Origin of the sequence: Fictibacillus phosphorivorans (assembly GCF_001619875.1) — a bacterium.
In the GTDB taxonomy this organism is placed as follows: Bacteria; Bacillota; Bacilli; order Bacillales; family Fictibacillaceae; genus Fictibacillus; species Fictibacillus phosphorivorans_B.
On record NZ_LRFC01000001.1, the window covers coordinates 1 to 24432 of the forward strand.

General features: G+C 43.6%; 24 protein-coding genes and 1 pseudogene. 23 read left to right on the top strand and 2 right to left on the bottom strand.

The genetic code is table 11. The features are described 5' to 3' along the window. The first annotated feature begins 412 nt into the window (after positions 1-412). The 13 genes from AWM68_RS00005 to paaX all read left to right on the top strand — a co-directional run bounded on the left by AWM68_RS00005 (position 413) and on the right by paaX (position 12331). Positions 413-1741: a phenylacetate--CoA ligase family protein gene (locus tag AWM68_RS00005; RefSeq protein WP_066235877.1), complete on the top strand. Its 1329-nt coding sequence runs from the start codon at positions 413-415 to the stop codon at positions 1739-1741. Positions 1742-1812: 71 nt separating this feature from the next. Continuing rightward, the gene (gene paaA / locus AWM68_RS00010; protein WP_066235879.1) at positions 1813-2778 is read left to right on the top strand and encodes a 1,2-phenylacetyl-CoA epoxidase subunit PaaA; all 966 of its coding nucleotides are present in this window, start codon (positions 1813-1815) and stop codon (positions 2776-2778) included. Between the two features lie 24 nt (positions 2779-2802). Continuing rightward, positions 2803-3150 carry a 1,2-phenylacetyl-CoA epoxidase subunit PaaB gene (paaB, locus tag AWM68_RS00015; protein WP_066235880.1) on the top strand — a complete coding sequence of 116 codons (348 nt, stop codon included), beginning with the start codon at positions 2803-2805 and terminating at the stop codon, positions 3148-3150. Further along, positions 3147-3953 carry a 1,2-phenylacetyl-CoA epoxidase subunit PaaC gene (gene paaC / locus AWM68_RS00020; RefSeq protein ID WP_066235882.1) on the top strand — a complete coding sequence of 269 codons (807 nt, stop codon included), beginning with the start codon at positions 3147-3149 and terminating at the stop codon, positions 3951-3953. Before paaB ends, paaC begins: the two co-directional genes overlap by 4 nt. 26 nt (positions 3954-3979) lie before the next feature. Beyond that, positions 3980-4480: a 1,2-phenylacetyl-CoA epoxidase subunit PaaD gene (gene paaD / locus AWM68_RS00025; RefSeq protein ID WP_066235884.1), complete on the top strand. Its 501-nt coding sequence runs from the start codon at positions 3980-3982 to the stop codon at positions 4478-4480. Positions 4481-4518: 38 nt separating this feature from the next. Further along, a complete protein-coding gene (locus AWM68_RS00030) occupies positions 4519-4824 on the top strand; it encodes an EthD family reductase (protein ID WP_066235887.1) in 306 nt (101 codons plus the stop codon). Next, entirely contained in the window at positions 4817-5593 is a 777-nt protein-coding gene (locus tag AWM68_RS00035; RefSeq protein WP_066235889.1) for an enoyl-CoA hydratase/isomerase family protein, read from the top strand. The genes AWM68_RS00030 and AWM68_RS00035 overlap by 8 nt, the downstream gene beginning before the upstream one ends. Positions 5594-5603: 10 nt before the next feature. Further along, a complete protein-coding gene (locus AWM68_RS00040; protein WP_066235891.1) occupies positions 5604-6377 on the top strand; it encodes an enoyl-CoA hydratase-related protein in 774 nt (257 codons plus the stop codon). A gap of 78 nt (positions 6378-6455) precedes the next feature. Beyond that, positions 6456-7913, top strand: a complete 1458-nt coding sequence (locus AWM68_RS00045; protein ID WP_082820557.1) for an aldehyde dehydrogenase family protein — start codon at positions 6456-6458, stop codon at positions 7911-7913. 474 nt (positions 7914-8387) lie between these two features. Further along, positions 8388-9260 (top strand): 3-hydroxyacyl-CoA dehydrogenase, encoded by an 873-nt coding sequence (locus AWM68_RS00050; protein WP_066235894.1) that lies wholly within the window; start codon positions 8388-8390, stop codon positions 9258-9260. Then, entirely contained in the window at positions 9260-10465 is a 1206-nt protein-coding gene (locus AWM68_RS00055; protein WP_066235896.1) for a thiolase family protein, read from the top strand. Before AWM68_RS00050 ends, AWM68_RS00055 begins: the two co-directional genes overlap by 1 nt. A gap of 12 nt (positions 10466-10477) precedes the next feature. Next, positions 10478-11254: an enoyl-CoA hydratase-related protein gene (locus tag AWM68_RS00060; protein ID WP_066235898.1), complete on the top strand. Its 777-nt coding sequence runs from the start codon at positions 10478-10480 to the stop codon at positions 11252-11254. Between the two features lie 189 nt (positions 11255-11443). Beyond that, the gene (gene paaX / locus AWM68_RS00065) at positions 11444-12331 is read left to right on the top strand and encodes a phenylacetic acid degradation operon negative regulatory protein PaaX (protein WP_066235900.1); all 888 of its coding nucleotides are present in this window, start codon (positions 11444-11446) and stop codon (positions 12329-12331) included. A gap of 263 nt (positions 12332-12594) precedes the next feature. Here paaX and AWM68_RS00070 read toward each other — a convergent pair whose 3' ends face one another. Then, the gene (locus AWM68_RS00070; RefSeq protein WP_066235902.1) at positions 12595-13110 is read right to left on the bottom strand and encodes a gamma carbonic anhydrase family protein; all 516 of its coding nucleotides are present in this window, start codon (positions 13108-13110) and stop codon (positions 12595-12597) included. A gap of 67 nt (positions 13111-13177) precedes the next feature. On the opposite strand from AWM68_RS00070, the gene AWM68_RS00075 reads away from it, so the two are divergent. The 4 genes and pseudogenes from AWM68_RS00075 to AWM68_RS00090 all read left to right on the top strand — a co-directional run. Continuing rightward, on the top strand, positions 13178-14128 hold the full coding sequence (locus tag AWM68_RS00075) for an NAD(P)H-dependent flavin oxidoreductase (RefSeq protein WP_066235903.1): 951 nt from the start codon (positions 13178-13180) through the stop codon (positions 14126-14128). Between the two features lie 38 nt (positions 14129-14166). Beyond that, the gene (locus AWM68_RS00080; RefSeq protein WP_066235906.1) at positions 14167-15501 is read left to right on the top strand and encodes a sodium-dependent transporter; all 1335 of its coding nucleotides are present in this window, start codon (positions 14167-14169) and stop codon (positions 15499-15501) included. Positions 15502-15800: 299 nt separating this feature from the next. Continuing rightward, a complete protein-coding gene (locus tag AWM68_RS00085; protein WP_066235908.1) occupies positions 15801-16520 on the top strand; it encodes an SDR family oxidoreductase in 720 nt (239 codons plus the stop codon). 153 nt (positions 16521-16673) lie between these two features. Beyond that, positions 16674-17096 (top strand): annotated as a pseudogene (locus tag AWM68_RS00090) (peroxiredoxin-like family protein); the annotation flags it as partial. 182 nt (positions 17097-17278) lie between these two features. Here AWM68_RS00090 and AWM68_RS00095 read toward each other — a convergent pair. Then, positions 17279-17686, bottom strand: coding sequence for an HIT family protein (locus AWM68_RS00095; RefSeq protein WP_066235912.1), 408 nt, complete (start codon positions 17684-17686; stop codon positions 17279-17281). A 154-nt stretch (positions 17687-17840) separates the two neighbouring features. Between AWM68_RS00095 and AWM68_RS00100 the strand changes: the two genes are divergently transcribed. The 6 genes from AWM68_RS00100 (at position 17841) to lpdA (ending at position 24227) form a co-directional block, all read left to right on the top strand. Continuing rightward, positions 17841-18236, top strand: a complete 396-nt coding sequence (locus AWM68_RS00100; protein ID WP_066235914.1) for a thioesterase family protein — start codon at positions 17841-17843, stop codon at positions 18234-18236. 93 nt (positions 18237-18329) lie between these two features. After that, the gene (locus tag AWM68_RS00105; RefSeq protein WP_066235916.1) at positions 18330-19430 is read left to right on the top strand and encodes a Leu/Phe/Val dehydrogenase; all 1101 of its coding nucleotides are present in this window, start codon (positions 18330-18332) and stop codon (positions 19428-19430) included. Positions 19431-19446: 16 nt separating this feature from the next. After that, positions 19447-20511: a pyruvate dehydrogenase (acetyl-transferring) E1 component subunit alpha gene (gene pdhA, locus AWM68_RS00110; protein ID WP_066235918.1), complete on the top strand. Its 1065-nt coding sequence runs from the start codon at positions 19447-19449 to the stop codon at positions 20509-20511. Continuing rightward, the gene (locus AWM68_RS00115) at positions 20511-21506 is read left to right on the top strand and encodes an alpha-ketoacid dehydrogenase subunit beta (protein ID WP_066235920.1); all 996 of its coding nucleotides are present in this window, start codon (positions 20511-20513) and stop codon (positions 21504-21506) included. The genes pdhA and AWM68_RS00115 overlap by 1 nt, the downstream gene beginning before the upstream one ends. 12 nt (positions 21507-21518) lie before the next feature. Further along, entirely contained in the window at positions 21519-22793 is a 1275-nt protein-coding gene (locus tag AWM68_RS00120; protein WP_082820506.1) for a dihydrolipoamide acetyltransferase family protein, read from the top strand. Continuing rightward, entirely contained in the window at positions 22794-24227 is a 1434-nt protein-coding gene (gene lpdA / locus AWM68_RS00125; RefSeq protein ID WP_066235922.1) for a dihydrolipoyl dehydrogenase, read from the top strand. The last annotated feature ends 205 nt before the right edge of the window (positions 24228-24432 follow it).

Below are 24432 nucleotides of genomic sequence, written 5' to 3' on the forward strand. Positions count from 1 at the left end.
AAAACCGCCTCTAATGGCGGTTTTTGTTTTGGTTTATGTGAGAGGAATGATTTTGAGCAGTAATTCATTTAGACTCAATTAAACAGACTCAATAAATTTTAAACAGACTCAATAATCTTGAAACAGACTCAATAATCTTGAAACAGACTCAATAAAGTTTAAACAGACTCAATAATCTTCAAACAGACTCAATAATCTTCAAACAGACTCAATGCAAAGCAGAAACTATCCTCTCTATCTCGGCACCTAGCAAACCGCTTGCAGCACTTATTTTCATTTGACAGAAAATTATTATAAATGATAAGCTAAACACAAATAACATTACACTATAATTAGATAACGGTACAAAAACGTCATATTTTTTTAATCTCAAATGTAATCGCTTACATATCATTAAGGGAGATGAAAAGGAATGATCCTCCATCCACAAGTGGAATGCATGAGTCGTGTTGAAAAAGAAGAGCTGCAGCTGTATCGCTTAAAGCAGACGGTACACAATGTATACGAAAATGTACCTTTTTACAAAAATGCTTTTGACGAAATAGCCATACATCCTTCATCGATTGAAACGTTAGAAGATCTTCAAAAACTTCCTTTTACAGTTAAGAAAGACCTTCGTGATCATTACCCTTTTGGATTGTTTGCGGTACCGCAAGACCAGCTTATCCGTCTTCACGCATCATCTGGAACGAGCGGGAAGCCGACAGTAGTTGGATATACAGAAGGGGATATCCATCGGTGGAGTGACATGGTGGCGCGTTCTATCGCTATTGCGGGCGGTGAGCCAGGAAATGTGCTTCATAACGCATATGGGTACGGACTTTTTACAGGCGGGCTCGGACTTCATAACGGTTCGGAGCGGCTCGGTATGATTACCGTTCCCGTATCAGGAGGAAATACGGAGCGTCAAATTCTTTTGATTGAAGACTTCAAGCCCCAGGTGATATGCGGCACTCCTTCTTATATTTTAACAATCGCGGAGAAGATGGAGGAGCTTGGAAAGGATCCAAGAGCTACGTCATTAAAATATGGCATCTTTGGAGCAGAGCCTTGGTCGGAAGAGATGCGGACAACACTTGAAGAGAAATTAGACATTAAAGCCATGGACATTTACGGATTGAGTGAAGTGATGGGACCAGGTGTTGCAATGGAATGTCACGAAGCACAAAACGGACTTCATATTATGGATGATCATTTTATCGCTGAGATTATTAATCCAGATACCCTTGAACCTATGCCTGATGGGCAGTATGGGGAACTTGTTTTTACAAGTTTAACGAAAGAAGCTTTTCCGATCATCCGTTATCGTACGGGGGATATTGCAGCGATTGAGCGCACGCCGTGCAGCTGTGGCAGAACTTCCATACGAATGAGCCGTGTGAAAGGGCGAATCGATGACATGATTATCGTTCGAGGAGTTAATGTTTTTCCGTCAGAGATCGAGAATTGCCTTCTATCTATACAAGATATTGTTCCGCATTATCAAGTGCACATTTTAACTGAAGGGTTAAAGGAGCATATTGAACTTCATGTGGAGATAACAGAACAACTTCATGCTGTAACAAATGGGGATGAGCATCATGAGGCAACACGACTTCTAAAACAATCCATTTCAAAAAAGATTAAAGATACGTGTCTCGTTTCTATGGAAATCAAAGCATTTCCGCCTAAAGGAATTCCGCGTTCTGAGGGCAAGGCAATCAGAGTGGTTAGGCAAATTCAGAAAAAAATGGGCGTTTAACTATTGTTAAAACATATGACGATAAAATATAATTACGGTAAATAAACGTAATATAACAGGAGGAGAATAGCATGACAGTTGGTATGAGCTTTAATCAGCTAAATGAAGAAGAGAAAATGACTCATTTTCTTGACCGCATCAACGCTGGTGAGAAGATTGAACCAGATGACTGGATGCCAGATGATTACCGTTTGCAGCTCATCAGATTAATTTCGATGCATGGCATTTCGGAAATTATGGGAGCGCTTCCAGAAAAGGAATGGGTACCTAAAGCACCTTCACTTCACAGAAAGCTTGCGATTATGGCGAAGGTTCAGGATGAGATGGGCCACGGGCAGCTTTTGCTTCGTGTAGCAGAAGACTTAATGGCACCGCTCGGCAAGACGCGCCATGATATCATGGAAGATCTATTTTCAGGAAAATTAAAGTTTCATAATGTTTTCCACATGGACGCACCAACTTGGGGAGATGCGGGAATTATCGCGTGGCTTGTTGATGGAGCTGCCATTATCTCGCAAAGCATGATGCTGGATTCTTCGTATGGCCCATACGCCAGAGCGTTAAAGCGTATCTGTGCAGAAGAAGTATTCCACGCACAGCACGGTGAGAGCATTATTTTAGCGATGGCTGAAGGAACACCGGAACAGCGAGAAATGCTGCAGGATGCACTAAACCGCTGGTGGGAATCGCTGATCATGTTCTTTGGACCAAAGTCTGCTAAAGAAACCGGTAATTCAAATGCCGATAAGAACATCATGTATAAAATTCGTACAAAAACGAACGAAGACCTGAGACAAGAGTTCTTCACAAAATACATTCCGCGCATCTGGTCGCTTGGACTAACAATTCCAGACGATACGATTCGTTTTGATGAAGACAGCCAAATGTGGATCTATAAGGACGCAGACTGGAGCAAGTTCAAACAGATTGTTTCAGGCAACGGTCCACAATCACAGAATCGCTTAGATCTTCGCCGCAGCTCATACAAGAATAACGAGTGGGTACGCGAAGCATTAGCAGCTAAAAAGGCGATCTGACAGCGGAAGGGAGAGACAACCATCGTGAACGAACAGAAAAATGAGTTTTACAACGTTTATGAAGTTTTTAGCAAAAAGACAGATAAATCTCCGTTTCAGCATAGTTTCAGCCTTTTAGCACCGAACGCAGACATGGCGCTGATCATGGCGAAAGAAAACTTTTTCAGAAGAGAAACGGTTGCCGACATTTGGGTTGTGAAAAGAGAGAACATCAGAGGACTTAACCAGGATGAAAGAGAGATGCTGAAACGCCTCGATAAACAGTATAGAGAGACAAAAGGATATGGATATTTGAAGAAAAAATGGCGTGACTATAACCAGGAGCAGTTTACCGAACAGCACATCCTTGGCGGAAGGGGAGAAAATTCATGACAGAGGAAACGTTAAAACCACAAGAAAAAAAAGCTTTAATCGAGCTTCTCTATCAGCTGGCAGACGATGACTTTCTCCTTTCGTTCCGCGGATCTGAATGGCTTGGTCTTGCCCCCCACATTGAAGAGGACGTTGCGTTTTCATCGATCTCTCAAGACATGATGGGGCATGCAAACCTTTACTATAATTTGCTTGAGGATCTTGGAGAGGGAGAAGCAGACAGAATTGCTCACCTAAGAACACCTGATCAGTACCGAAACGCTATCATTTTAGAAGAAGTGAACGGACCGGGCACCTATTTAAAAGAACCTGATTACGACTGGGCGTTTACCGTTGTGCGCAACTACTTTTACGCGGTGCACAAGCATATTCGTTTAGATTCGCTGCGCCACTCGGCATACGGACCTCTGGCAGAAGCTGCCCGCAAGATCATGACAGAGCAATACTATCACCTGATACATTGGGAAATCTGGTTTAAGCAGCTCATGACGAGTACGGATGAAGCAATTGAGCGAATGACGGCCGCGATCCAGAAGGTTTGGAAAGACTTTGGCGGTGTGCTTACACTCGGACCTTACTACGAAGATATCGTGAAAGCGAACTTTATTGATGACGAAAATGTGATGAAAAAGAGATGGAACAACAAGATTGAAGCTGTCCTTAAAGAGGTTGGTGCGCATTATCCAGGTGAGCCGCGTATGGAAAGAGGAAACGGCCGAAACGGAGTACACACGGATGACTTAAAGCAAGCGACTTCAACACTTTCAGAAGTGTATGCAACAAACCCTGCGACTGGCTGGTAAGACGATTTAGAAAGGAGATGAACCACGTGTCCGAATTAAAAAGCAGCATGACCGAAAGTGTGATGGACGCGCTTGGGAAAGTAAAAGATCCTGAAATCGCCTCCGTCAGTATATTAGATCTTGGCATGGTGCATGAAGTTGACGTAACAAATGGAGCAGTAAAAGTGTCTGTATTGCCTACGTTCTCTGGATGCCCTGCACTGCACATCATCGAGCGAGATATAAAAAAAGCAATTGAAGATGTAGAAGGAATTACTTCAGCAGAAGTGAATTTTGTATTTACACCATCGTGGACAACAGACCGCATTACACCTGAAGGTCGAGAGAGATTAAAAGAGTTCGGCATCTCGCCTCCTCCGGCAAACCATGTGATGGGTGAGCCTTGGGAGATCGATTGCCCGTATTGCGGGTCCACATATGTAACGATGGAAAACATCTTTGGTCCAACAGCCTGCAGAAGTATTTTGTATTGCAAGTCTTGCAAGAACCCGTTTGAAGCAATGAAACCTGTTGCTGATATGGGATAGTAAGACATTATGAGTTTAAAAATAGGGAGGAAACACACGTGGTAAAACTAATCGCACTTTACAAAACACCTGAAAACTTGGAGCAATTCGACGAGCACTATTTTGGACATCATACAGAGATTACAAAAAAGATTCCAGGGCTTCGCAAAATGGAAGTAACAAAAATCGTTGGTTCACCGATGGGAAAAAGCGACTACCACATTCTTTGTGAAATGTACTATGACGATCATGATGCGTTAAAAGCCGCTATGAAATCTGATGAAGGTAAAGCTTCTGGAAAAGACTTGATGAGCTTTGCGGCAGAACTTGTAACCCTTATGATCGGTGAGGAAATCAATGAGTAATTACGAAACAATTCTAACCTCTGTTGAAGATGGGATTGCCTTGATTCAATTAAACAGGCCGCGTGTATTAAACGCGATCAACCGGCCGATGGTTACGGAACTATTAGATGCTTTTGAAAGCTTTGACCGTAATGATGAGGTAAAAGCAATTGTTTTAACAGGCAGCGCGCGCGCGTTTGCAGCAGGTGCCGACATTGATGAGATGAAAGAGGATACAGCTGTTTCTCTTGAACTATTAAATCAGTTTAAAGAATGGGACCGCTTAGCAACGATCAAAAAACCAATCATCGGTGCGGTGAACGGTTACTGTTTTGGCGGAGGCTTCGAACTGGCGTTATGCGCTGATATTCTATTTGCCGCAGAAAACGCACAGTTTGGTTTCCCAGAAATCAAGCTTGGTGTCATGCCTGGTGCTGGCGGAACGGTAAAACTTACAAAGCTGATGGGGCAGAAGAAAGCTCTTGAATGGCTATGGCTAGGTGACCCGATGACAGCGGATGAAGCTCTTCAATATGGGGTGATCAACCGCGTAATCGCACCAGAACTAGTAGTGGACGAAGCGAAGAAATATGCGAAAACTATCGCTTCACGAGCACCGTTATCTACCCGATTAATTAAAGAAACCGTCTATAAATCGATCGACTATTCAACATACGAAGGCATGCAGTTCGAACGTAAAAACTTTTATCTATTATTCTCGTCACAGGACCAAAAAGAGGGCATGAAAGCTTTCGTTGAAAAACGTCCTGCCGAATTTAAAGGGAAGTAGGGGGATAAACATGTTTGAAACGATTAGTTATGAAACTAGAGGGAAGACGGCTTGGATCACATTAAACCGTCCAGATAAGCTGAATGCTTTTACATCACTCATGCACAAAGAAATGGTTTCCGCGATAAAAGAAGCAAATAAAGACAGCCATGTAAGAGCGGTTGTTATCACTGGCGCTGGGCGTGCGTTCTGTTCTGGTCAAGACTTATCAGGCTCACCTGCTGGCACGGATTATGGTGATGTTCTTCGTAAAGGATATAACCCGATGGTGCAAGCATTAGTTGCTATGGAGAAGCCGGTTATCGCAGCTGTTAACGGGGTAGCAGCAGGTGCAGGCATGAGTCTTGCACTAGCGTGTGACTTCCGTATTGCAAGCGAGAAAGCAAGTTTTATAGAAGCGTTCATCCATGTTGGCCTTGTGCCAGACTCAGGAAACCTCTACTTCTTGCCGCGTTTAGTCGGACACGCAAAAGCGATGGAGCTTGCGGTACTAGGTGAAAAAATTACAGCTCAAGAAGCAAAAGAGCTGGGCTTGGTGACGAAAACCGTTAGTGAAGAAGAATTTATGCTCGAAGTTGAAACGTTTGCTGAAAAACTAGCAAATATGCCTACTAAAGCAATTGGACTGATTAAACGCTATATGAACAAAAGCTGGGAAAGCGATTTGAACGAAGTGCTTGAATTTGAGGCGCAGGCGCAAAAGATTGCTGGAGAGTCAGCAGATCATCAAGAAGGTTTGCAGTCATTTTTAGAAAAGAGAAAACCCGCATTCACAGGAAAATAGACAACAAGACTAAAGGGAGTGGAGAATTTGAGTACAGCAAAGACAGAAGTTAAAGCAGTAAAACGTGATGTGTACGAAATGGTTATTGGCGGACAAAGCGTTGGTGGATCAGAGGGAGAGTACTTTGTTACATATAATCCAGCAACAGGTGAACCGTTGGCAAAGGTAGCTAAAGCAACAAAAACGGATGTTGACCGTGCTGTTGAGGCAGCAAGAACTGCCTTTGAAACAGGAAAATGGAAGCGCTCTCCTGTAAACAAGCGTTCTCGTACGATGAATAAGATCGCAAGCATCATGCGTTCTCGTTACAATGAGCTTGTAGAGCTTGAGATTTTAAACAGCGGAAAATCATTAAGCGCAGCTCAAGGGCAAGTCATGCAAGCCATCGAAGACTTTGAGTTCTATGCGGGAGCGATCGTCAGCCACCGCGGTGCTGTGAACCCGTTGCCAGGGCCGTTCATGAACTACACGTTAAAAGAGCCTCTTGGCGTTTGTGCACAGATTATTCCTTGGAACTATCCGATGATGATGGCAGCGTGGAAGATCGCGCCGGCTATCGCAACAGGATGTTCTGTAATCTTAAAACCCGCAAGCTTAACGCCACTTACAGCAATCGTAATGACTGAGATCTGCCACGAAGCTGGTGTACCTGAAGGTGTTGTAAACATTATCACAGGTGATGGGGCAACTGTCGGTTCTTATCTTGCAGAGCATGAAGGTGTCGATAAAGTCGCGTTTACTGGTGAAACAGGAACAGGAAAAGACATCATGGCAAAAGCATCTCAGACATTAAAACGTGTAACGCTTGAGCTTGGCGGTAAATCACCGAACTTGGTGTTTGCAGATACAGATCTTGATGCTGCAGTTGATGGCTCATTATTCGGTATTTTCTATAACACAGGGCAATCGTGTGAAGCCCGTTCTCGTCTTTACATTGAGGAAAGTGTCTATGACGCGTTCATGGAAAAGTTTGTTGAGAAAGCGAAGAAACTTGTTCTTGGAAATCCGCTTGATCAAGGTACTCATGTTGGGGCAATCATCTCTGAGCGTCAGCTTGAAGTGATCGATGGCTATGTAAAATCTGCTGAAGAAGAAGGCGCAACCATTGCTCTTGGGGGCGGACGTGCAAAAGTGGATGGCTTTGAAAACGGACACTGGTACTTGCCGACAATCATTACAGATGTAAACGAAGACATGAAAGTGGTTAAGGAAGAAATCTTCGGACCGGTTGTCGTTGTTTCGACGTTTAAGGACGAAAAAGAGGCTGTGAAACTAGCAAACAACACTGATTTTGGTTTAGCTGCAGCGATTTGGACGAAAGACCATGCGAAAGCAACACGTGTTGCAGGCTTGATTCAAGCAGGAACAATCATGATCAACTCACCGTTCTCAGCATTTCCGGGAACGCCGTTCGGAGGCTATAAGCAGTCAGGTTTTGGCCGTGAGCTTTGTATTGAAACGCTTGATCTTTATACAGAAACAAAGAGTGTTGTTTCTTATACAGGATCTCGTCCTTTAAATCCTTTTAATTTGTAAGAAGTCTTTGTAGCTCTTGAATGTAGTTGATTTCCGTTACAGGTGCTCCCTTTCCGCGGGGCGACCGGTGAGCCACATTCGTACGTTTCACTCTTAAGTGTCTCACCTGACCGCTCGTCCTAGCCGAGAGTCTCGCACCTTTCACTCCAATCAACTTGTCAATGGAGAACAAATTCCAAAAGCTCTTATAAAAAAAACACAAAAATAAAAGCGGGCCGTTGTGCTCGCTTTTTATACAAGAATTCTGCTGCTAATAAACTTTAAATAATACTTCTTTGAATAGTTAATTGAAGTGGAAGGGCGAGACTCCTGCAGGATGAGTGGGACAGGTGAGACCGTTCGTCGCAGAGTGGCGAATGGGCTCACCGCACACCCTGCGGAAAGCGAGCCCTGCAGCGGAAATTAACCCTTTCAAAAGCAACAGAAAATACGAAAAACGTTAAACACTTGTTTAAAAGAAAGGCAGGAGAGATCATGTTGCAAAATGCAGTAGTCATCGGATCTGGTGTCATGGGGAGAGGGATTGCTTACGTTTGTGCAGTTGGAGGATTTGACGTTCAACTCGTTGATGTGAAAGAAGAACAGCTGGAAAACGCCAAAAGAGAGATCGATTCTATTTTTTCAAAAGCGGTATCTCGCGGGAAGCTTTCGCAAGATGATGCGGAAAGAGCGCAAGAAAGACTAGCCTACACTGCGAATCTATCAGCAGCTGTAAGCGGTGCTGATCTAGTGATCGAGGCCGTTCCTGAAAACATAGAGATCAAGCGTGCTGTTTTTGAAGAATTAGAACGTTCTGCACCAAGTCATTGTGTACTTGCTACAAACACATCCACGATGAGCCCGACAGAAATTGGATCATTTACGAAGCGTCCTGAAAAAGTAATCGCCATGCATTTCTTTAATCCTGTTCACAGGATGCCTCTTGTTGAGATTGTACGCGGACATGAAACGAACGATGAAACCGTAGAGCTTGCAAAAGAGGCTGCAGTAAAAATGGGTAAAGAAACGGTGACTGTGAATGAATTCCCAGGATTCGTAACAAGTCGTATCTCCGCGATGATCGGTAACGAAGCTTTTTATATGCTTCAAGAAGGTGTCGGTACGCCAGAAGATATTGATAAAGCGATCAAGCTTGGATTAAACTTTCCGATGGGGCCATTTGAGCTTGGAGATTTAGTAGGGTTAGATACACGCTTAAACAACTTGAACTATCTTCATAAAACGCTAGGTGAAAAATACCGTCCAGCACCGCTTTTAGTGAAATACGTTAAAGCAGGAAGACTTGGGCGCAAATCCGGCAAAGGGGTTTACGATTACACCACGGAAAGCAGCGGGGTGAAGAAGTAATGAGAGAAGTTGTTATCGTTGATGCGGTCCGAACACCGATTGGCCGCTATAAAGGTGAATTAAAGTCAGTCAGGCCGGATGATCTTGGAGCAGTCGTTATTTCTGCGCTTGTAGAAAGAAACCCTCTCGTACCTGTTCACGAGATTGAAGAAGTTATTTTTGGTAATGCGAACGGGGCTGGTGAAGATAATCGAAATGTAGCTAGAATGTCTGCACTATTAGCTGGTCTACCGGTTGAAGTAGGTGGTACTACCATCAATCGTCTCTGCGGATCTGGAATGGACGCTGTTATTTATGCAGCACGGGCGATCTTAGCAGGTGAAGGGGATATCTTTATCGCAGGTGGAACCGAAAGTATGACGCGTGCACCGCTTGTTATGGGAAAACCAGAAGTAGAGTATCCGCGCGGCGATATGAAAATGTTTGATACAACAATTGGGTGGCGCTTCGTAAATCCACTTATGCATGAAAAATTCGGTACTGATTCTATGCCTGAAACAGCAGAAAACGTAGCGAAGAAATATGAAATATCAAGAGAAGACCAAGACAAATTTGCGTACGACTCTCAAGCGAAAGCTAAAAAAGCAATGGAACAGAACCGATTTAAGGAAGAGATCGTTCCTGTAAGATTAGTAGATCGAAAAGGAAATGAAACATGGATTACAGAGGATGAGCATCCACGTCCCGAAACATCCCTTGAAAAACTAGGTACTCTTAAACCGTTGTTTAAAGACGGCAGTGTAACAGCAGGAAATGCGTCCGGTGTGAACGATGGCGCTTCAGCATTGCTATTGATGAGCCGTGAAAAAGCAGATATGTTAGGATTAAAGCCTTTAGCTCGCTATGTGTCGTCAGGCGTTGCAGGTCTTGAGCCTTCCATTATGGGTGTCGGTCCAATCGAAGCTTCAAGAAAAGCGTTAAAGCGTGCGGGACTTTCAGTGGGTGATCTAGACTTAATTGAACTGAACGAAGCTTTTGCGTCACAATCGCTAGCATGCATCAATGAATTGGAACTGGACCCCAGTAAAGTTAACGTAAACGGCGGAGCAATCGCGTTTGGCCATCCGCTAGGCGCAAGCGGGGCACGTATTTTAACAACGCTCATTCATGAGATGAAAAAGCAAGGTTCACGATACGGACTTGCGACGATGTGTATTGGAGTAGGGCAGGGAATTGCTTCTATTGTTGAAGCGATCCAAGAATAGGAGGAGCTAAAAGTGAGTGCTATTTTATACGAAGTTAAAAATTTCGTTGCTTATGTGACATTGAACCGTCCAGAAGTATTAAACTGCTTTAACTATGCAACGCTAAAAGAGCTGGAAGAAGTGGTAGAAGACATTCATCACAACAATGATGTTCGTGTCGTTATCTTTACTGGAGCAGGCGAAAAGGCGTTCAGTGCAGGTGCTGATCTAAAAGAAAGACGAACGCTCACTGAATCAGAAGTTCGCAGAAACGTACGTAAGATCCGCGATGTGTTCTCTGCTGTAGAGGCATTACCGCAGCCTACGATCTGTGCGATCAACGGTCATGCTTTTGGCGGAGGATTTGAATTGGCTCTTGCATGTGATCTTCGTGTCTCTGTAAGAGAAGCATCAATGGGGCTAACTGAACTGAGCTGGGCAATCATTCCTGGTGCAGGAGGAACACAGCGTCTTCCAAGGTTAATCGGTCAGGCAAAAGCGATGGAACTTATTTTGACAGCGAAAAAGATGATGGCCGAAGAAGCTTTTTCATACGGCATCTTAAACCAGGTTACATCAAGAGAAGAGCTGATGGCAGTTTGTGAAAACTATGCAGGACTGATTATGAAGAACGGACCTGTTGCAGTCCAGCAAGCAAAATATGCAATCAAGCACGGAACCGAAGTGGATCTTCAAACAGGACTTGCGATTGAAGCAAAAGCGTATGAAGTGACGATTCCGACAAAAGACCGAATGGAGGCGCTTGTCGCTTTCGGTGAAAAAAGACCACCTGTTTTTAAGGGAGAGTAACTTGTTTCTGTCTCTATCGTTCCACTATTATAAAGTATAATTATTTGCACGATTGATTTTCGACGAGGTAACCGATTTAGGTCGATCGTATAAGCGCAACTAAGACTGACGTGAAAAACGTGGGGTCAGTCAAGGGATCTTTATGGTAGGATTGTACAGACAATAACAGGTACAAATGAGGGTATGAACATGCAGAATAGTTTAAACACACGCTCCATGATCTTTACGCTTTACGGAGATTATATCCGTCATTATGGTAGCGAAATCTGGATCGGCAGCCTGATTCGTTTGTTAGAAGAGTTTGGCCACAATGAACAAGCGGTTAGAGCAGCGATCTCTAGAATGAACAAACAAGGCTGGATTGCAGCTAGAAAACAAGGAAATAAGAGCTATTATTATTTAACAGACCGTGGAAAAAAGAGAATGGATGAAGCTGCAAAAAGGATTTTTAACGTGCAGCAGGAACCGTGGAACGGCGAATGGATGATGTTCACGTATACGATTCCGGAAGAGAAAAGAAGCATTAGGGATGAACTTCGAAAAGAGCTTGTTTGGAGCGGCTTTGGTTTACTAGCAAATAGTTTCTGGATCTCACCTCATCCATCATCTGACCAAATTCAGTCCATGATCGATAAATACGATATTAAAGAATATGTTCATTCATTTACAGCGGTTTATAACGGGCCGAATGAAAATGAAAAACTTGTATCTGAGTGCTGGGATCTCAATGATATCAACACGAAATACAATGATTTCATCGTGACGTATTCACAAAAGTATGTAATTGATAAGAACAAGATCGAAAAAGGAGAAATGACGGACGGTGAATGCTTTGTGGAAAGAACGAAACTCGTCCACGAATACCGAAAGTTCCTTTTTATCGATCCGGGCTTGCCTGAGGAGCTGCTGCCAGCTGAATGGCTCGGCGATCACGCAGCCTCATTGTTCAGTGATTACTACCGAGCGCTTGCCGGACCAGCAAGCCGTTTCTTTGAAAGCATCTATTCAGATGGGAATGAATTGAAAAAGAATACAAAACATGATGTGCTGAATCATCCGCTTATTCAGGAGAAGTAATTCTTAGATGGAAAAAGCACTATCGTGAAAACGTTGTTGTTTTTGAAAGTTGTTGATTTTCGCTCCAGGCTGCTCGCTTTCCGCGGGGCAGGCAGTGAGCCACATTCGTACGTTTCACGTATAAGTGTCTCACCTGCCCGCCTGTCCCGCAGGAGTCTCGCATCCTTACGCTACAATCAACTTGCTAACGCAGTCAAAAGTAACAATTTCTATTAAAAAATAGAAGCACTTTCGGAATATGAACGAAAGTGCTTCAAAATAAGTTACTTTTTTAGTTCAGCCGCAAACTGCTGCCCTTTTTCGTAATACGTGTCGATCGTTAGCTGGATGAGCTTTAGGTCATCGTCGTTCAATTCGCGGACCACTTTACCGGGTGACCCCATAACCATTACACGAGGCGGAATCTTTTTGCCTGGGGGAATGAGAGTGTTTGCACCGATGAAGGCTTGTTCACCGATTTCTACACCATCAAGAATGGTAGAACCCATGCCAACGAGAGCACCTTTTTTTACAGTGCAGCCGTGCAGGATCACGTTGTGTCCGATCGATACTTCATCTTCTAAGATTAGCGGGTAGCCTTCATACAGGTGAAGGGTACAGTTGTCTTGAACGTTTGTTTTTTTACCGATGGAGATCGGTCCTTCATCACCGCGAAGAACAGAGTTAAACCAGATGCTTGAGCCTTCGCCGATTGTTACATCACCGATAACATGAGCACCAGGGGCGATAAAAGCGCTTTCATGAATGTCTGGTGTTTTGCCATTAAATGAGTATTTCATAATGAACCTCCCTAATTTCAGGTATACAGGTTCAGTATAACAAAGGTAAGAATGGGAGGTGGAGAATTTGAATCTTATCTGCGAAAAATTAAATATTAAGTTTCCTATCATACAAGGCGGAATGGGAAATGTTAGCAATGCAGAGCTAGCTTCTGCGATATCAAATGCAGGTGGATTGGGCACGATTGGCGCTGGCACAATGTCACCTGAAGAGGTAGAGGATTTAATTATTGCAACAAAGGGGATGACAGAAAAGCCATTTGCTGTTAATGTACCTTTAACCGTTGCATCAGATGTTAAAGAAATCTTAAGGCTACTGATCAAACATAAAGTCGAGGTTGTTTCTCTTTCTGCGGGTAATCCTGCACCTTACATAGCAAAATTAAAGGAAAATGGATTAAAAGTTATTTGCGTTGTTGCTTCCGTCTATCATGCGCAAAAAGCGGAAGCTGCAGGGGCAGATATGCTTGTGGCTGAGGGCTATGAAGCAGCAGGATTGAACTCACCATACGAGACGACAACAATGGTGCTTCTGCCTCAAGTTTCCCGAAGTGTGGCAATACCGGTCATTGCTGCTGGAGGGATTGCAGACGGAAGCGGATTGGCTGCAGCCTTCGCTCTAGGAGCACAAGGCGTGCAGATGGGTACCCGTTTTATCGCAACAAAAGAAGCACCTTTTCACGATATTTACAAAACATCGTTAGTTGAGGCAGATGATACAAAAACGTTGATCGTCGGACGTTCGACAGGAAAGATCAGAAGAATTTATGATACACCTTATGCTCAAAAGCTGATCCAGCTTGAAAAAAATGGCGTCGAACCCCAAGAGTTTTTAGCACACACCTCAGAGGACCACCACATTTTAGGGGCTGTAAAAGGGGACTTGGAGAACGGTTTTATTAACAGCGGGCAGATCGCTGGAGCCATTAATGATGTGCCAAGCGTAAAAGACCTGCTTGAAACCATGATGAAAGAAGCGCAAGAAACAGTTAGTATGTTAAACAAACGTTTAATATAAGCTAGTTGTATTTGTAACAGGGGAGGTAGTATTAAACTATGAAACAGCAAGACCAGTGGACGTCGAAGTTAGCCTTTATTTTAGCTGCAGCAGGATCTGCAATCGGACTCGGAGCAATTTGGAAGTTTCCTTATGTAGCAGGTACTAGTGGTGGAGGAGCTTTTTTCCTCATCTTTTTATTGTTTACGTTTTTAGTTGGTTTTCCGCTTTTGATGGCTGAGTTTGTCATCGGACGAGGGGCACAAAAAGAGGCGGTTTCCGCTTACCGGACAATCGCTCCAGGTTCTGCATGGCCATGGCTAGGAAGAATGGGTGTAGCAACTGCATTTATCTTATTATCTTTTTACAGTGTTATTGGAGGCTGGATCGTCCTTTATCTTAGCAAAAGCTTTTCAGGCAACTTCTTTAACCATGATTTTGGTGCCCTATTTGGCGAATCCATCTCAAGTCCTTGGCCAGTATTGATCTCACAATTTATCTTTATGATGATTACGATCTTTGTTGTAAGCCGCGGAATTAAAAACGGTATTGAAAAAGCAAACCAGATTATGATGCCAGCCCTTTTTGTGCTGTTTGCTGTATTAATCATCCGTTCATTGACACTGGATAACGCGATGGAAGGCGTTAAGTTCTTCTTGTTCCCAGACTTCTCAGAGATCGGTTCGGACGACATTCTTTTTGCATTAGGACAATCGTTCTTCTCGCTGAGTGTCGGTATCTCCGTAATGGTTACGTACAGCTCATATTTGAGTAAAAAAGAAAGCTTAACGAAATCCGCAACAACAATCGTTTTGCTTAACGTTTTGATTTCTCTATTAGCCGGATTGGCGATTTTCCCAGGAGTATTCTCATTAGGACTAGAGCCTACAGAAGGTCCAGGATTATTGTTCGTTGTTCTTCCAGCAGTATTTGATCAAATTGTCTTCGGACAATTTTTCTTCATTGTATTCTTAGCGCTGTTCTTGTTTGCGACGTTAACATCGGCGTTTTCCATGCTTGAGATCATTGTTGCATCCATTACAAAAGGTGAGCTATCACATCGTGCAAAATGGTCTTGGATCATCGGTGTTCTGATTTTTGCAGCTGGGGTTCCATCCGCACTTTCAATGGGTGTACTGTCAGATGTAACACTTTTCGGTAAAACGATTTTCGATCTATTAGACTTCTTAGTTAGTAACATCTTATTGCCGCTAGGAGCATTATTTATCGCTTTATTCGTAGGTTACCGTTATCCGAAAGAAATGCTGCTAGAGGAATTTAGAGCAGGTTCTTCCGTGACAAAAAGAGGTTTTGCATTATGGCTGATGCTGATTCGTTATATCGTGCCAGTCATCATCGTAATTGTATTCTTTAATACGCTTGGGTTGTTTTAATCTTTGTTGCTTCTGAAAGTGGTTGATTTCCGTTCCAGGTACTCGCTTTCCGGGGGGCGTGCGGTGAGCCTCCTCTGCGCTTTGCGCATCTAGGAGTCTCACCTGTCCCGCTAATCCCCCAGGAGTCTCGTACCTTGCACTCCAATCAACCTGTCAAGAAAGTAACAAAAGGGCTCAAAAAACAATTAATTCTAATGAGACTTTATATAAGAAAGACGCAGACCGAATTTGGTGCTGCGTCTTTTTCATGCTTATAATAGACTAGGAAAGTAACACAGCAGTGAAAGGAAGGTTTTACTATGATCAATGAAAAAATTGCAGTCGTAACTGGTGCGTCTCGCGGATGTGGCAGAGCGATCGCAGAAAAATTAGGAAAACTAGGTGCCAAGTTAACAGTCGTTGGTTCCTCAGACGATATTTTTAAAACAGCGGACGAATTAAGTGATAAAGGCTATGAAGTACTAGCGGTAAAAGCAGATGTAACAAAAGAGGAAGAAGTAGCTGATCTGTTTAAACAAACGTTTGATCAATACGGACAAGTTGATATTTTAGTAAACAATGCAGGAGTAGGTCAATTTAAGCTGGCAGAAGAGCATTCTTTAACAGATTTTAAACATATGTTTGAAGTTAACGTTCAAGGTGTATTCTTATGTAGTAAAGCGGTTGTTCCACATATGAAAGAGCGTAAAACAGGGACGATCATTACAATCTCATCTGATGTCGGCCGGAGAACGATTGCGAATGGCTCTGTGTACACTGCCACAAAATACGCGGTTCAAGGATTTTCAGGTTCTCTTGCACAAGAGCTGCGCGAATTCGGCGTGCGTGTGGGTACAGTGAACCCAGGTGCCATTGACACATATTTTGCTGACTCTGAGCCTGGTCTTGATTTTAAAGAGGACTGGCTGAAGGTGGATGATATTGCAGAGGCAGTAGTTTACATGGCAAGCGCCCCAAAACATATGGTTGTTGATGAGATCATGCTTCATCCTCTTTCTCAGGAATATCCGAACGTTTAACACTAGGAGGCTATTTTGATGAATCTAGATCAGCAACTGGTATCGGTTAAAAGTTCAGAGTCTGTTGCCCTTCATGATTTGTTTGGAGATCACAGAACGTTCGTTGTGTTAGTCAGACACCTCGGCTGACCTTATTATCAAGACTTCCTTGCGCAGTTGCGCGAGTCATATGAGGAGTTTGATCGATTGTCAGTAAAAGTGATCGTTGTTTCACCGGCAGATCGTGAGCAGATTCAAGAGTTCCTGGATGTACATGGTGTGTTTCCGTTTGAAATTTACGGAGACCCTGAACTGAACGTGTATCATGAGATGGGAAATCACCACATGTCCACGGTGAAAACCTTGCTGTCAGTAGGTGCGGATCTTATAAAAGGTGAAGTCAAAATAAGCGATATGTTGCCAAAAGAAAAAGATGAAAGAAAGCATTTCTTAAGCGCAGTAAAAAATCAAGATGTGAATGTGCAAGGTAGTTCATGGGTGTTTGATCGAAATGGTGAGGTTTTATGGAAGCACATGGATGATTCACCTGAAGATCATGCGAAAGTGGACGAAGTATTGAAGCAGCTGCAAAAATAACAAGGATCAAGCTGATAGGGCATGTGCTGTATCAGCTTTTTTCTTGTGGTAAGGATCCGAAAAGAGAACAATCACGGAAAAATGAATGACAATCAAGGGAAAATTAGAGACAATCACGGAAAAAGGTCTGTATATCACGGAAAAAAGTCTATAAATCACGGAAAACAGGTAGTTGGCTGTTTTTAGACCCCAGGTTCTTTACCAGGCCTGCGGTTGGCCTCAGATTTGATCCACGATCGGATGCCCCTACCAGCAAAAGGCTCGTCCTTAAATCGAGGAATGATATGAAGATGAGCATGTGGAATACTTTGGCCGCCGACTGGATTGACGTTCCAGCCAGTGCTGTAACCGTCTGGCTGATACTCCAAATCCAACAATTTCTTCGCTTTCTGCATCATTTCGTATGTGTCTGTCCACTCTTTTTCACTTAAATCAAATACAGTTTCTTTATGGGCTTTTGGAATAATTAACCCTGCACCTTCCAAGATATCTTGTGCTTTCGGACTTTGCAGAAAGTAGCAGCTATCATTCTCTAACTCTATTTTTTGCCCCGGAAAACTCATTGGGTAACAGAATAAACAACCATCCATAGGTTAAAACACCTCCAACATCATTTTTGCACATTTTTCATATTTCATACAAACAGAACAATTCAGGCGATTCATTGACCGACTATCACACAAAATGATATGATTACGTTAAGAAAACGTTATATAAATTAGATGAAAGATATGAGGTGTGTGCATGAAACCAGGCATGGAGGTAGGTCAAACAGCTACCATCACAGCTACCGTTACACCCGATATGTTTGCTCAATTTGAAGGGAAGCTGGTTCACCCAGCATATTCGACTGTCAGCATGGTTTACCATATGGAATGGGCAGCAAGGCAGATAATATTGCCATATCTTGAAGAACATGAAGAAGGAATCGGCGGGGGGATAGCAGCCAAACATATGGCACCGACTCCAGAAGGTGCTGAACTTACCGTTACAGCTACATTGAGAGAAGTAAACGGAAAAGCAGTTATTTGTGATGTGACCGTCTATAACGGAAAAGCGGTTGCAGGTGAAGGAGAAGTTACACAATATATCCTGCCAAGAGCAGCGATCACACAGAAAATTGAAGAGATGAAAATATAAAATTTTTTTTACATTAATGAAAGCGCTTACACTTTAAAGCAGCAAAGCAAAAGAGAAACAAAGTGAAAAGAGACATACTAGGGGGATTTACACATGTTTGAAAAAATTTCACAGCACGAGCAAGTTGTTTTTTGTAACGATCCATCAACAGGTCTCAAGGCAATCATTGCTATACATAACACTACCCTTGGACCTGCTCTTGGCGGATGCAGAATGAGACCGTATGCGTCAGTTGATGAAGCATTAGAAGATGTTCTTCGCCTTTCAAAAGGCATGACATACAAGTGTGCAGGCGCAGATGTGGATTTTGGAGGCGGGAAATCAGTCATTATCGGAGATCCCACTTCTGATAAATCACCAGAGTTGTTCCGTGCTTTCGGTCAATTTGTTGATTCGTTAAACGGCAGATTCTACACAGGAACAGATATGGGTACGACGCCTGATGATTTTGTTCATGCGTTAAAAGAAACAAACTGTATTGTCGGTGTTCCAGAAGAATATGGCGGAAGCGGTGACTCTTCTGTTCCAACGGCTCAAGGCGTAATCTACGGACTTCAAGCAACGATCCAAACGCTTGAAGGCACGGACGAATTAGCAGGGAGAGCTTATTCCATTCAAGGACTAGGAAAAGTTGGATTTAAAGTAGCTGAACAGCTTCTCGCTGCAGGCGCACAAATCTATGTAACAGATATTAATGAAAAAGCCTTAAAAATGATTCAAGAGAGAGCAGAATTGCTTCCAGGAAACGTGGAAGTTGTAGAAGGTAACGACATTTATGGAGTAGATGCAGATATCTTCATTCCTTGTGCACTTGGCGGAATCATAAACGACGAGACGATTGACAAGTTAAAAGTAAAAGCGATCGTAGGAAGCGCAAACAACCAGCTTCTAGAAGACAAACACGGTCTCTATCTGCAGCAGCAAGGCATTCTGTATGGACCTGACTATATCGTAAACGCAGGCGGCTTGATTCAAGTGGCTGATGAACTATACGGACCGAACAAAGCACGTGTTTTAACAAAAACGAGAGCGATCTATGACAGCTTGATCCAGATTTATAGCGAGAGCACGAAGAATCAAATTTCAACGATGGAAGCCGCAAACCTTTTCTGTGAAGAGAAGCTTGCTGCTAGAACAAAACGAAACAGCTTTTTTGCTCATAACAGAAGACCAAAATGGCAGGTTCGAAACTAAGGAGGGGCTTTAATCCATGGAGAAGTTATTTCCGAAATTGCAGATCATTGATGAGAACGGCGAGTGGAATGATGAAACATACCGCGGTGAGATCACAGAGGAACTAACGAAAGAGCTTTATACGAAGATGCTTCGTTCAAGACTTTTTGACCGCAAAGGGGTAAACCTTCAGCGTCAAGGAAGGATTGGTACGTACGTTCCGTTTGAGGGTCAGGAAGCATCACAGATCGGAAGCGCGATGGCGATGGGTGAAGGTGACTGGATGTTCCCGACTTATCGTGATCATGCGGCTACAATGACTTTTGGGCATTCACTAAAAACGCTCTTCCTTTATTGGAAAGGACGCCAAGAAGGGTGTATTCCGCCAGAAGGAAAGAACATTTTCCCTCCTGCCGTTCCGATTGCATCACAGCTTTTGCATGCGACGGGCGCAGCTTGGGCTGAAAAGTTAAAAGGAACAGACCGCGCTTCGATCGTTTACTTTGGAGACGGTGCAACTTCTGAAGGTGATTTTCACGAAGGATTGAACTTTGCGAGCGTGTTTAACGCACCTGTTATTTTCTTTAACCAAAATAACGGATTCGCAATTTCAGTTCCGATCGAAAAGCAGATGAAGAGTAAAACGATCGCTCAAAAAGCGGTAGCTTATGAGATGGAAGGCGTTCGTCTAGACGGAAATGATGTGTTTGCTGTCTACTTCCACACACGTACAGCAGTTGAACGCGCACGTAAAGGAGAAGGGCCAACATTAATTGAGGCGGTAACGTGGCGTTATGGCGCACATACAACGGCTGATGATCCTTCTAAATATAGAAACCAAGAAGAATCAACAAGTCGCCGAGAAACGACGGATCCGATTTTACGACTCGAACGTTTTATGAAAAACGAAAACATGTGGGATGAGAAATGGGCTCTAGATCTCCAAGAATCACTGACAAGTGAGATTGAAGCAGCGGTAAAAGAGATGGAAGAAGCGCCAGCACCACATTATAATGATGTGTTTGATCATGTTTTTGCGGAAAATCCTTGGCCGATTGAAAGCCAAAAGAAAGCATACGCTCATTCAAGAGGTGATCGCTAATGACAACGGCAGTTGATACGAAGAAATTAACGATGGTTCAAGCCGTAACAGACGGCATGAGAGTAATGATGAAAGAGCAGGAAAACGTAATCGTACTTGGCGAAGACGTTGGTCAAAATGGCGGTGTGTTCCGTGCAACGGATGGCCTTGTGGCTGAATTTGGCGATAAGCGTGTCATTGATACACCTCTTGCAGAGTCTGGCATCATCGGGACTTCTATCGGTCTTGCGATGAACGGATTCAAACCGATTGCTGAGATGCAGTTCCTTGGGTTCATCTATCCGGCGTTTAACCAGATAATGACGCATGCATCCCGAATTCGTGCGAGAACGCTTGGAGCTTTTACCGTGCCGATGGTTATTCGTGCACCATTTGGAGCAGGAGTGCGCGCACCAGAGATCCACTCAGATTCCGTTGAAGCACTATTTACGGGAATGCCAGGGATGAAGGTTGTTGTTCCATCTAATCCGTATGATGCAAAAGGCATGCTGATTTCTGCGATTGAAGATCCAGATCCAGTTCTTTTCCTAGAGCCGATGCGCTGCTACAGAAGTACAAAGATGGATGTACCTGATGGCAAGTACAATGTTCCACTTGGAAAAGCAGCCCGTCTTCAGGAAGGGGACGACGTAACGGTTTTTGCATACGGTGCGATGATTGATGTTGTTATGAAAGCTGCTAAGACGGCAGAAGGAAAAGGCATCAAGTGTGATGTGATCGACCTTCGTTCACTTTATCCTTTAGATAAAGACATGATTGCAGAGAGCGTCCAAAAAACGGGCCGTGCAGTAATCGTTCACGAAGCACCTGGAACAGGCGGACTAGGCGAGACCATCATGTCACTCATTAACGATACATCGTTCCTTTATATGAAGGCGCCAATCGAGCGTGTAACAGGATTCGATACACCAGTACCGATGTTTGCACTGGAAGATCACTATCTGCCGAGCGCAGAACGTGTTGTGCAGGCAATTGAAAAAGTAACGCAATTTTAGGAGGTGAGTTCAGTGGTAGAAGTGAAATTACATGATATCGGAGAAGGCATGCACGAAGGAGAAGTGATTCACTTTTTTGTTAAAACAGGCGATTCCGTAAAAATTGACCAGCCGCTAGTAGAAGTGCAGACAGATAAAGTGACAGCAGAACTTCCTTCACCTGCAGCCGGAACAATTAAAGACATCAAAGTAAAAGAAGGCGATGTGGTAACGGTCGGATCGGTTATCTTAACGATCGAAGCGGTTTCAACATCTACGGCACCATCTTCAAAAACAGAAGACAAGGTGAACGTTGAAGAGCCAGTCGTTGATAAAATCGTCAAAGCTCCAAGCAGCACCACTTTTGCTGGAGGCATCGCAACACTGAACAAGCGTGTGCTTGCAGCTCCTTTTACAAGAAAAATTGCCCGTGAGAACGGTGTAGATATTGAACAGATTACCGGTACAGGAGCTGGCGGACGTGTAACCGATCAAGACGTTTATAACTTTATCGAGAATGGCTCAGCACCAAAAGCAGAAGAGAAGATTAAGAGTGAAGCTCCTAAAGAAGTGAATACAGCTCCATCGTTTACAACAAAGAATGCAGAAGAGATTCCGTTTAAAGGACGCAGAAAACAGATTGCCAAGAAAATGGTTCAGTCTCTTACAACGATTCCGCACGTCACTCATTTTGAAGAGATCGATGTGACCGCTGTTATGGATCTGAAGAAGCAGCTTAAAGCGATGGATCCTGACAACAAACGCGGCATGAACGTGTCTGTTGCGGCTTTCTTTGTAAAAGCGATTCAAATTGCACTAAAAGACTTCCCAATTTTCAACGCGAAGCTTGATGAAGAGAATGAAGTGATCCGATTAGAGAAAAACGTTAATATCGGGATCGCCACTGACTCTGATGAAGGTCTGATCGTACCTGTTATTTCTCACGTCGAGCAGCGCAATGTACGTGATATCGCTGTGGATATGAAGGATAAGATCACACGTGCGAAAACAAACAAGTTGAAGGGTTCAGATATGACAGGCGGTACATTTACGATTTCTAACGTAGGACCGCTCGGATCAATCGCAGCGACACCGATCATCAATCACCCAGAAGTGGCGCTTATGGCATTTCATAAAACAAAGAAAACCCCAGTAGTTGTGGGCAACGAAATCGTGATCCGTTCGATGATGAACGTATCCATGTCATTTGATCACCGAGTGGCGGATGGCGCAACAGCTGTTATGTTCACGAACCGTGTAAAAGAACTCATCGAGAATCCATACTTCATGACACTGGAGCTGATATAGATGGTTGTAGGTGATTTTGCAACAAAACGACAGCTGGTGATTATCGGCGGCGGACCTGGCGGATATCATGCTGCGATCCGTGCGGCTCAGCTTGGAATGGAAGTCACGCTGATTGAAAAGGAAAAGCTAGGCGGTGTTTGTCTCCATAAAGGTTGCATTCCCTCAAAGAGTCTGACACAGGCAGCAGCTAATTTATCAGCGCTTTCTCAATTCAACCAGATGGGGATCTCGGTTACAGAAGCGAGTTTTGAGTATGACACGTTCACAAACTATTATTCTTCTGTTGTAGCTGGTCTTCAAAAGGGTGTAGAAGCGTTAATTAAAGCGAACAAGATCGAGCATTTAACGGGTAAAGCATCCTTTATGTCAGGTGAGAGAATCGGAATCGATTCTGGCCATCACTTTGAGATGTACGAATTCGAGTACGCTCTTATTGCTACAGGGAGCTCACCGTTATTACCGGATCATGCAGCACTTTCAAACCGGGTGATGACACCTCACACGTTGTGGAAGTTGAGTGGGGTGCCAGCAAGTCTTTTAATCTATGGGGAAGATTACTTCGCTTTAGAGGCAGCGATGGCATATAAGCAGCTTGGAAGTGATGTAAACTTAGTGATTCCAGCTGAAGGCTTTGGTTTAGACGCTAGCATTGAAAAAGAATTACAGCGTGTGCTGAAGAAAAACAAGATTAAAGTCTTCAAGAATCATAGTTGGGATAGCGCTGAGGAAGCTAGTGATACCGTTACCGTAACGTTAAAAAAAGACGATGGTGAGAAAGTATCTGTGGAAGCTTCACACGTGTTGTATGCCGCCGGCTATTCGCCCAATGTGGAAGATCTTGGTCTTGAAAGCCTTGGACTAGAACGTGACGAAGAAGGCTTTATTATTGTAAACGAACATAGTCAAAGCAGCATAGCCAACATCTATGCCGCAGGTGACTGTACGATCGGAATGAAGTTAGCTTCAAAAGCGATCAAACAAGGAAAGACTGCAGCTGAACATATGTCAGGACATAAGTCAGCGTTCTCTTTAAGTTTGATACCTTTTGTGGTGCACACGAACCCGCCGATTGCCTCTGTTGGACTGACAGAAGAACAGGCTCGTGCGGAAGGATATGAAGTGAAAACCGGGCAGTTTTCCATGAGCGGCAATGGGTTTGCTTCCATACTCGGTCAAAAAGAAGGGCTGTCCAAAATGATAATGGATGCGAAGAGCGATGTTGTGCTCGGCGTTCATATGATGGGAGCGGGCGCCATCGAAATGATTCAAGCAGGAACATATGCGCTAGAGATGGTTGCGAGGGAAGAGGATCTAGCCTATCCCATTTACGCACACCCAGCTTTGAACGAAGCTTGGCTTGAAGCGATTGAAAGTATAAGCGGAAAAGCGATTCATGTACCGCCAGCGCGAAAAAAAGAGAAAAGTTCTGTGTAAGTGAAAGTGTGAGTGAAGGGAAAAGCGGTCTAATCGGCCGCTTTTTTTTATAGTTGACGATGTTGGGTTGAGGGTATAAATGAGTTCCGAATTGTAGAAAAATGTCGTTTCGTCATTATGTGAGTAAAACTCGCCAATATATGAGTAGAACTGGAGAAATGATAGCTTGAATTTGGTAAATTAAGTTTAGAAGTATTCTTAACAG

What these genes read in the sequence shown, in the direction of transcription:
- AWM68_RS00005 (WP_066235877.1), top strand. Translation starts at nt 413, where the DNA reads ATGATCCTCCATCCACAAGTGGAATGCATGAGTCGTGTTGAAAAAGAA.
- paaA (WP_066235879.1), top strand. Translation starts at nt 1,813, where the DNA reads ATGACAGTTGGTATGAGCTTTAATCAGCTAAATGAAGAAGAGAAAATG.
- paaC (WP_066235882.1), top strand. Translation starts at nt 3,147, where the DNA reads ATGACAGAGGAAACGTTAAAACCACAAGAAAAAAAAGCTTTAATCGAG.
- AWM68_RS00035 (WP_066235889.1), top strand. Translation starts at nt 4,817, where the DNA reads ATGAGTAATTACGAAACAATTCTAACCTCTGTTGAAGATGGGATTGCC.
- AWM68_RS00040 (WP_066235891.1), top strand. Translation starts at nt 5,604, where the DNA reads ATGTTTGAAACGATTAGTTATGAAACTAGAGGGAAGACGGCTTGGATC.
- AWM68_RS00045 (WP_082820557.1), top strand. Translation starts at nt 6,456, where the DNA reads ATGGTTATTGGCGGACAAAGCGTTGGTGGATCAGAGGGAGAGTACTTT.
- AWM68_RS00050 (WP_066235894.1), top strand. Translation starts at nt 8,388, where the DNA reads ATGTTGCAAAATGCAGTAGTCATCGGATCTGGTGTCATGGGGAGAGGG.
- AWM68_RS00055 (WP_066235896.1), top strand. Translation starts at nt 9,260, where the DNA reads ATGAGAGAAGTTGTTATCGTTGATGCGGTCCGAACACCGATTGGCCGC.
- paaX (WP_066235900.1), top strand. Translation starts at nt 11,444, where the DNA reads ATGCAGAATAGTTTAAACACACGCTCCATGATCTTTACGCTTTACGGA.
- AWM68_RS00070 (WP_066235902.1), bottom strand. Translation starts at nt 13,110, where the DNA reads ATGAAATACTCATTTAATGGCAAAACACCAGACATTCATGAAAGCGCT.
- AWM68_RS00080 (WP_066235906.1), top strand. Translation starts at nt 14,167, where the DNA reads ATGAAACAGCAAGACCAGTGGACGTCGAAGTTAGCCTTTATTTTAGCT.
- AWM68_RS00085 (WP_066235908.1), top strand. Translation starts at nt 15,801, where the DNA reads ATGATCAATGAAAAAATTGCAGTCGTAACTGGTGCGTCTCGCGGATGT.
- AWM68_RS00095 (WP_066235912.1), bottom strand. Translation starts at nt 17,686, where the DNA reads ATGGATGGTTGTTTATTCTGTTACCCAATGAGTTTTCCGGGGCAAAAA.
- AWM68_RS00100 (WP_066235914.1), top strand. Translation starts at nt 17,841, where the DNA reads ATGAAACCAGGCATGGAGGTAGGTCAAACAGCTACCATCACAGCTACC.
- AWM68_RS00105 (WP_066235916.1), top strand. Translation starts at nt 18,330, where the DNA reads ATGTTTGAAAAAATTTCACAGCACGAGCAAGTTGTTTTTTGTAACGAT.
- pdhA (WP_066235918.1), top strand. Translation starts at nt 19,447, where the DNA reads ATGGAGAAGTTATTTCCGAAATTGCAGATCATTGATGAGAACGGCGAG.
- AWM68_RS00115 (WP_066235920.1), top strand. Translation starts at nt 20,511, where the DNA reads ATGACAACGGCAGTTGATACGAAGAAATTAACGATGGTTCAAGCCGTA.
- lpdA (WP_066235922.1), top strand. Translation starts at nt 22,794, where the DNA reads ATGGTTGTAGGTGATTTTGCAACAAAACGACAGCTGGTGATTATCGGC.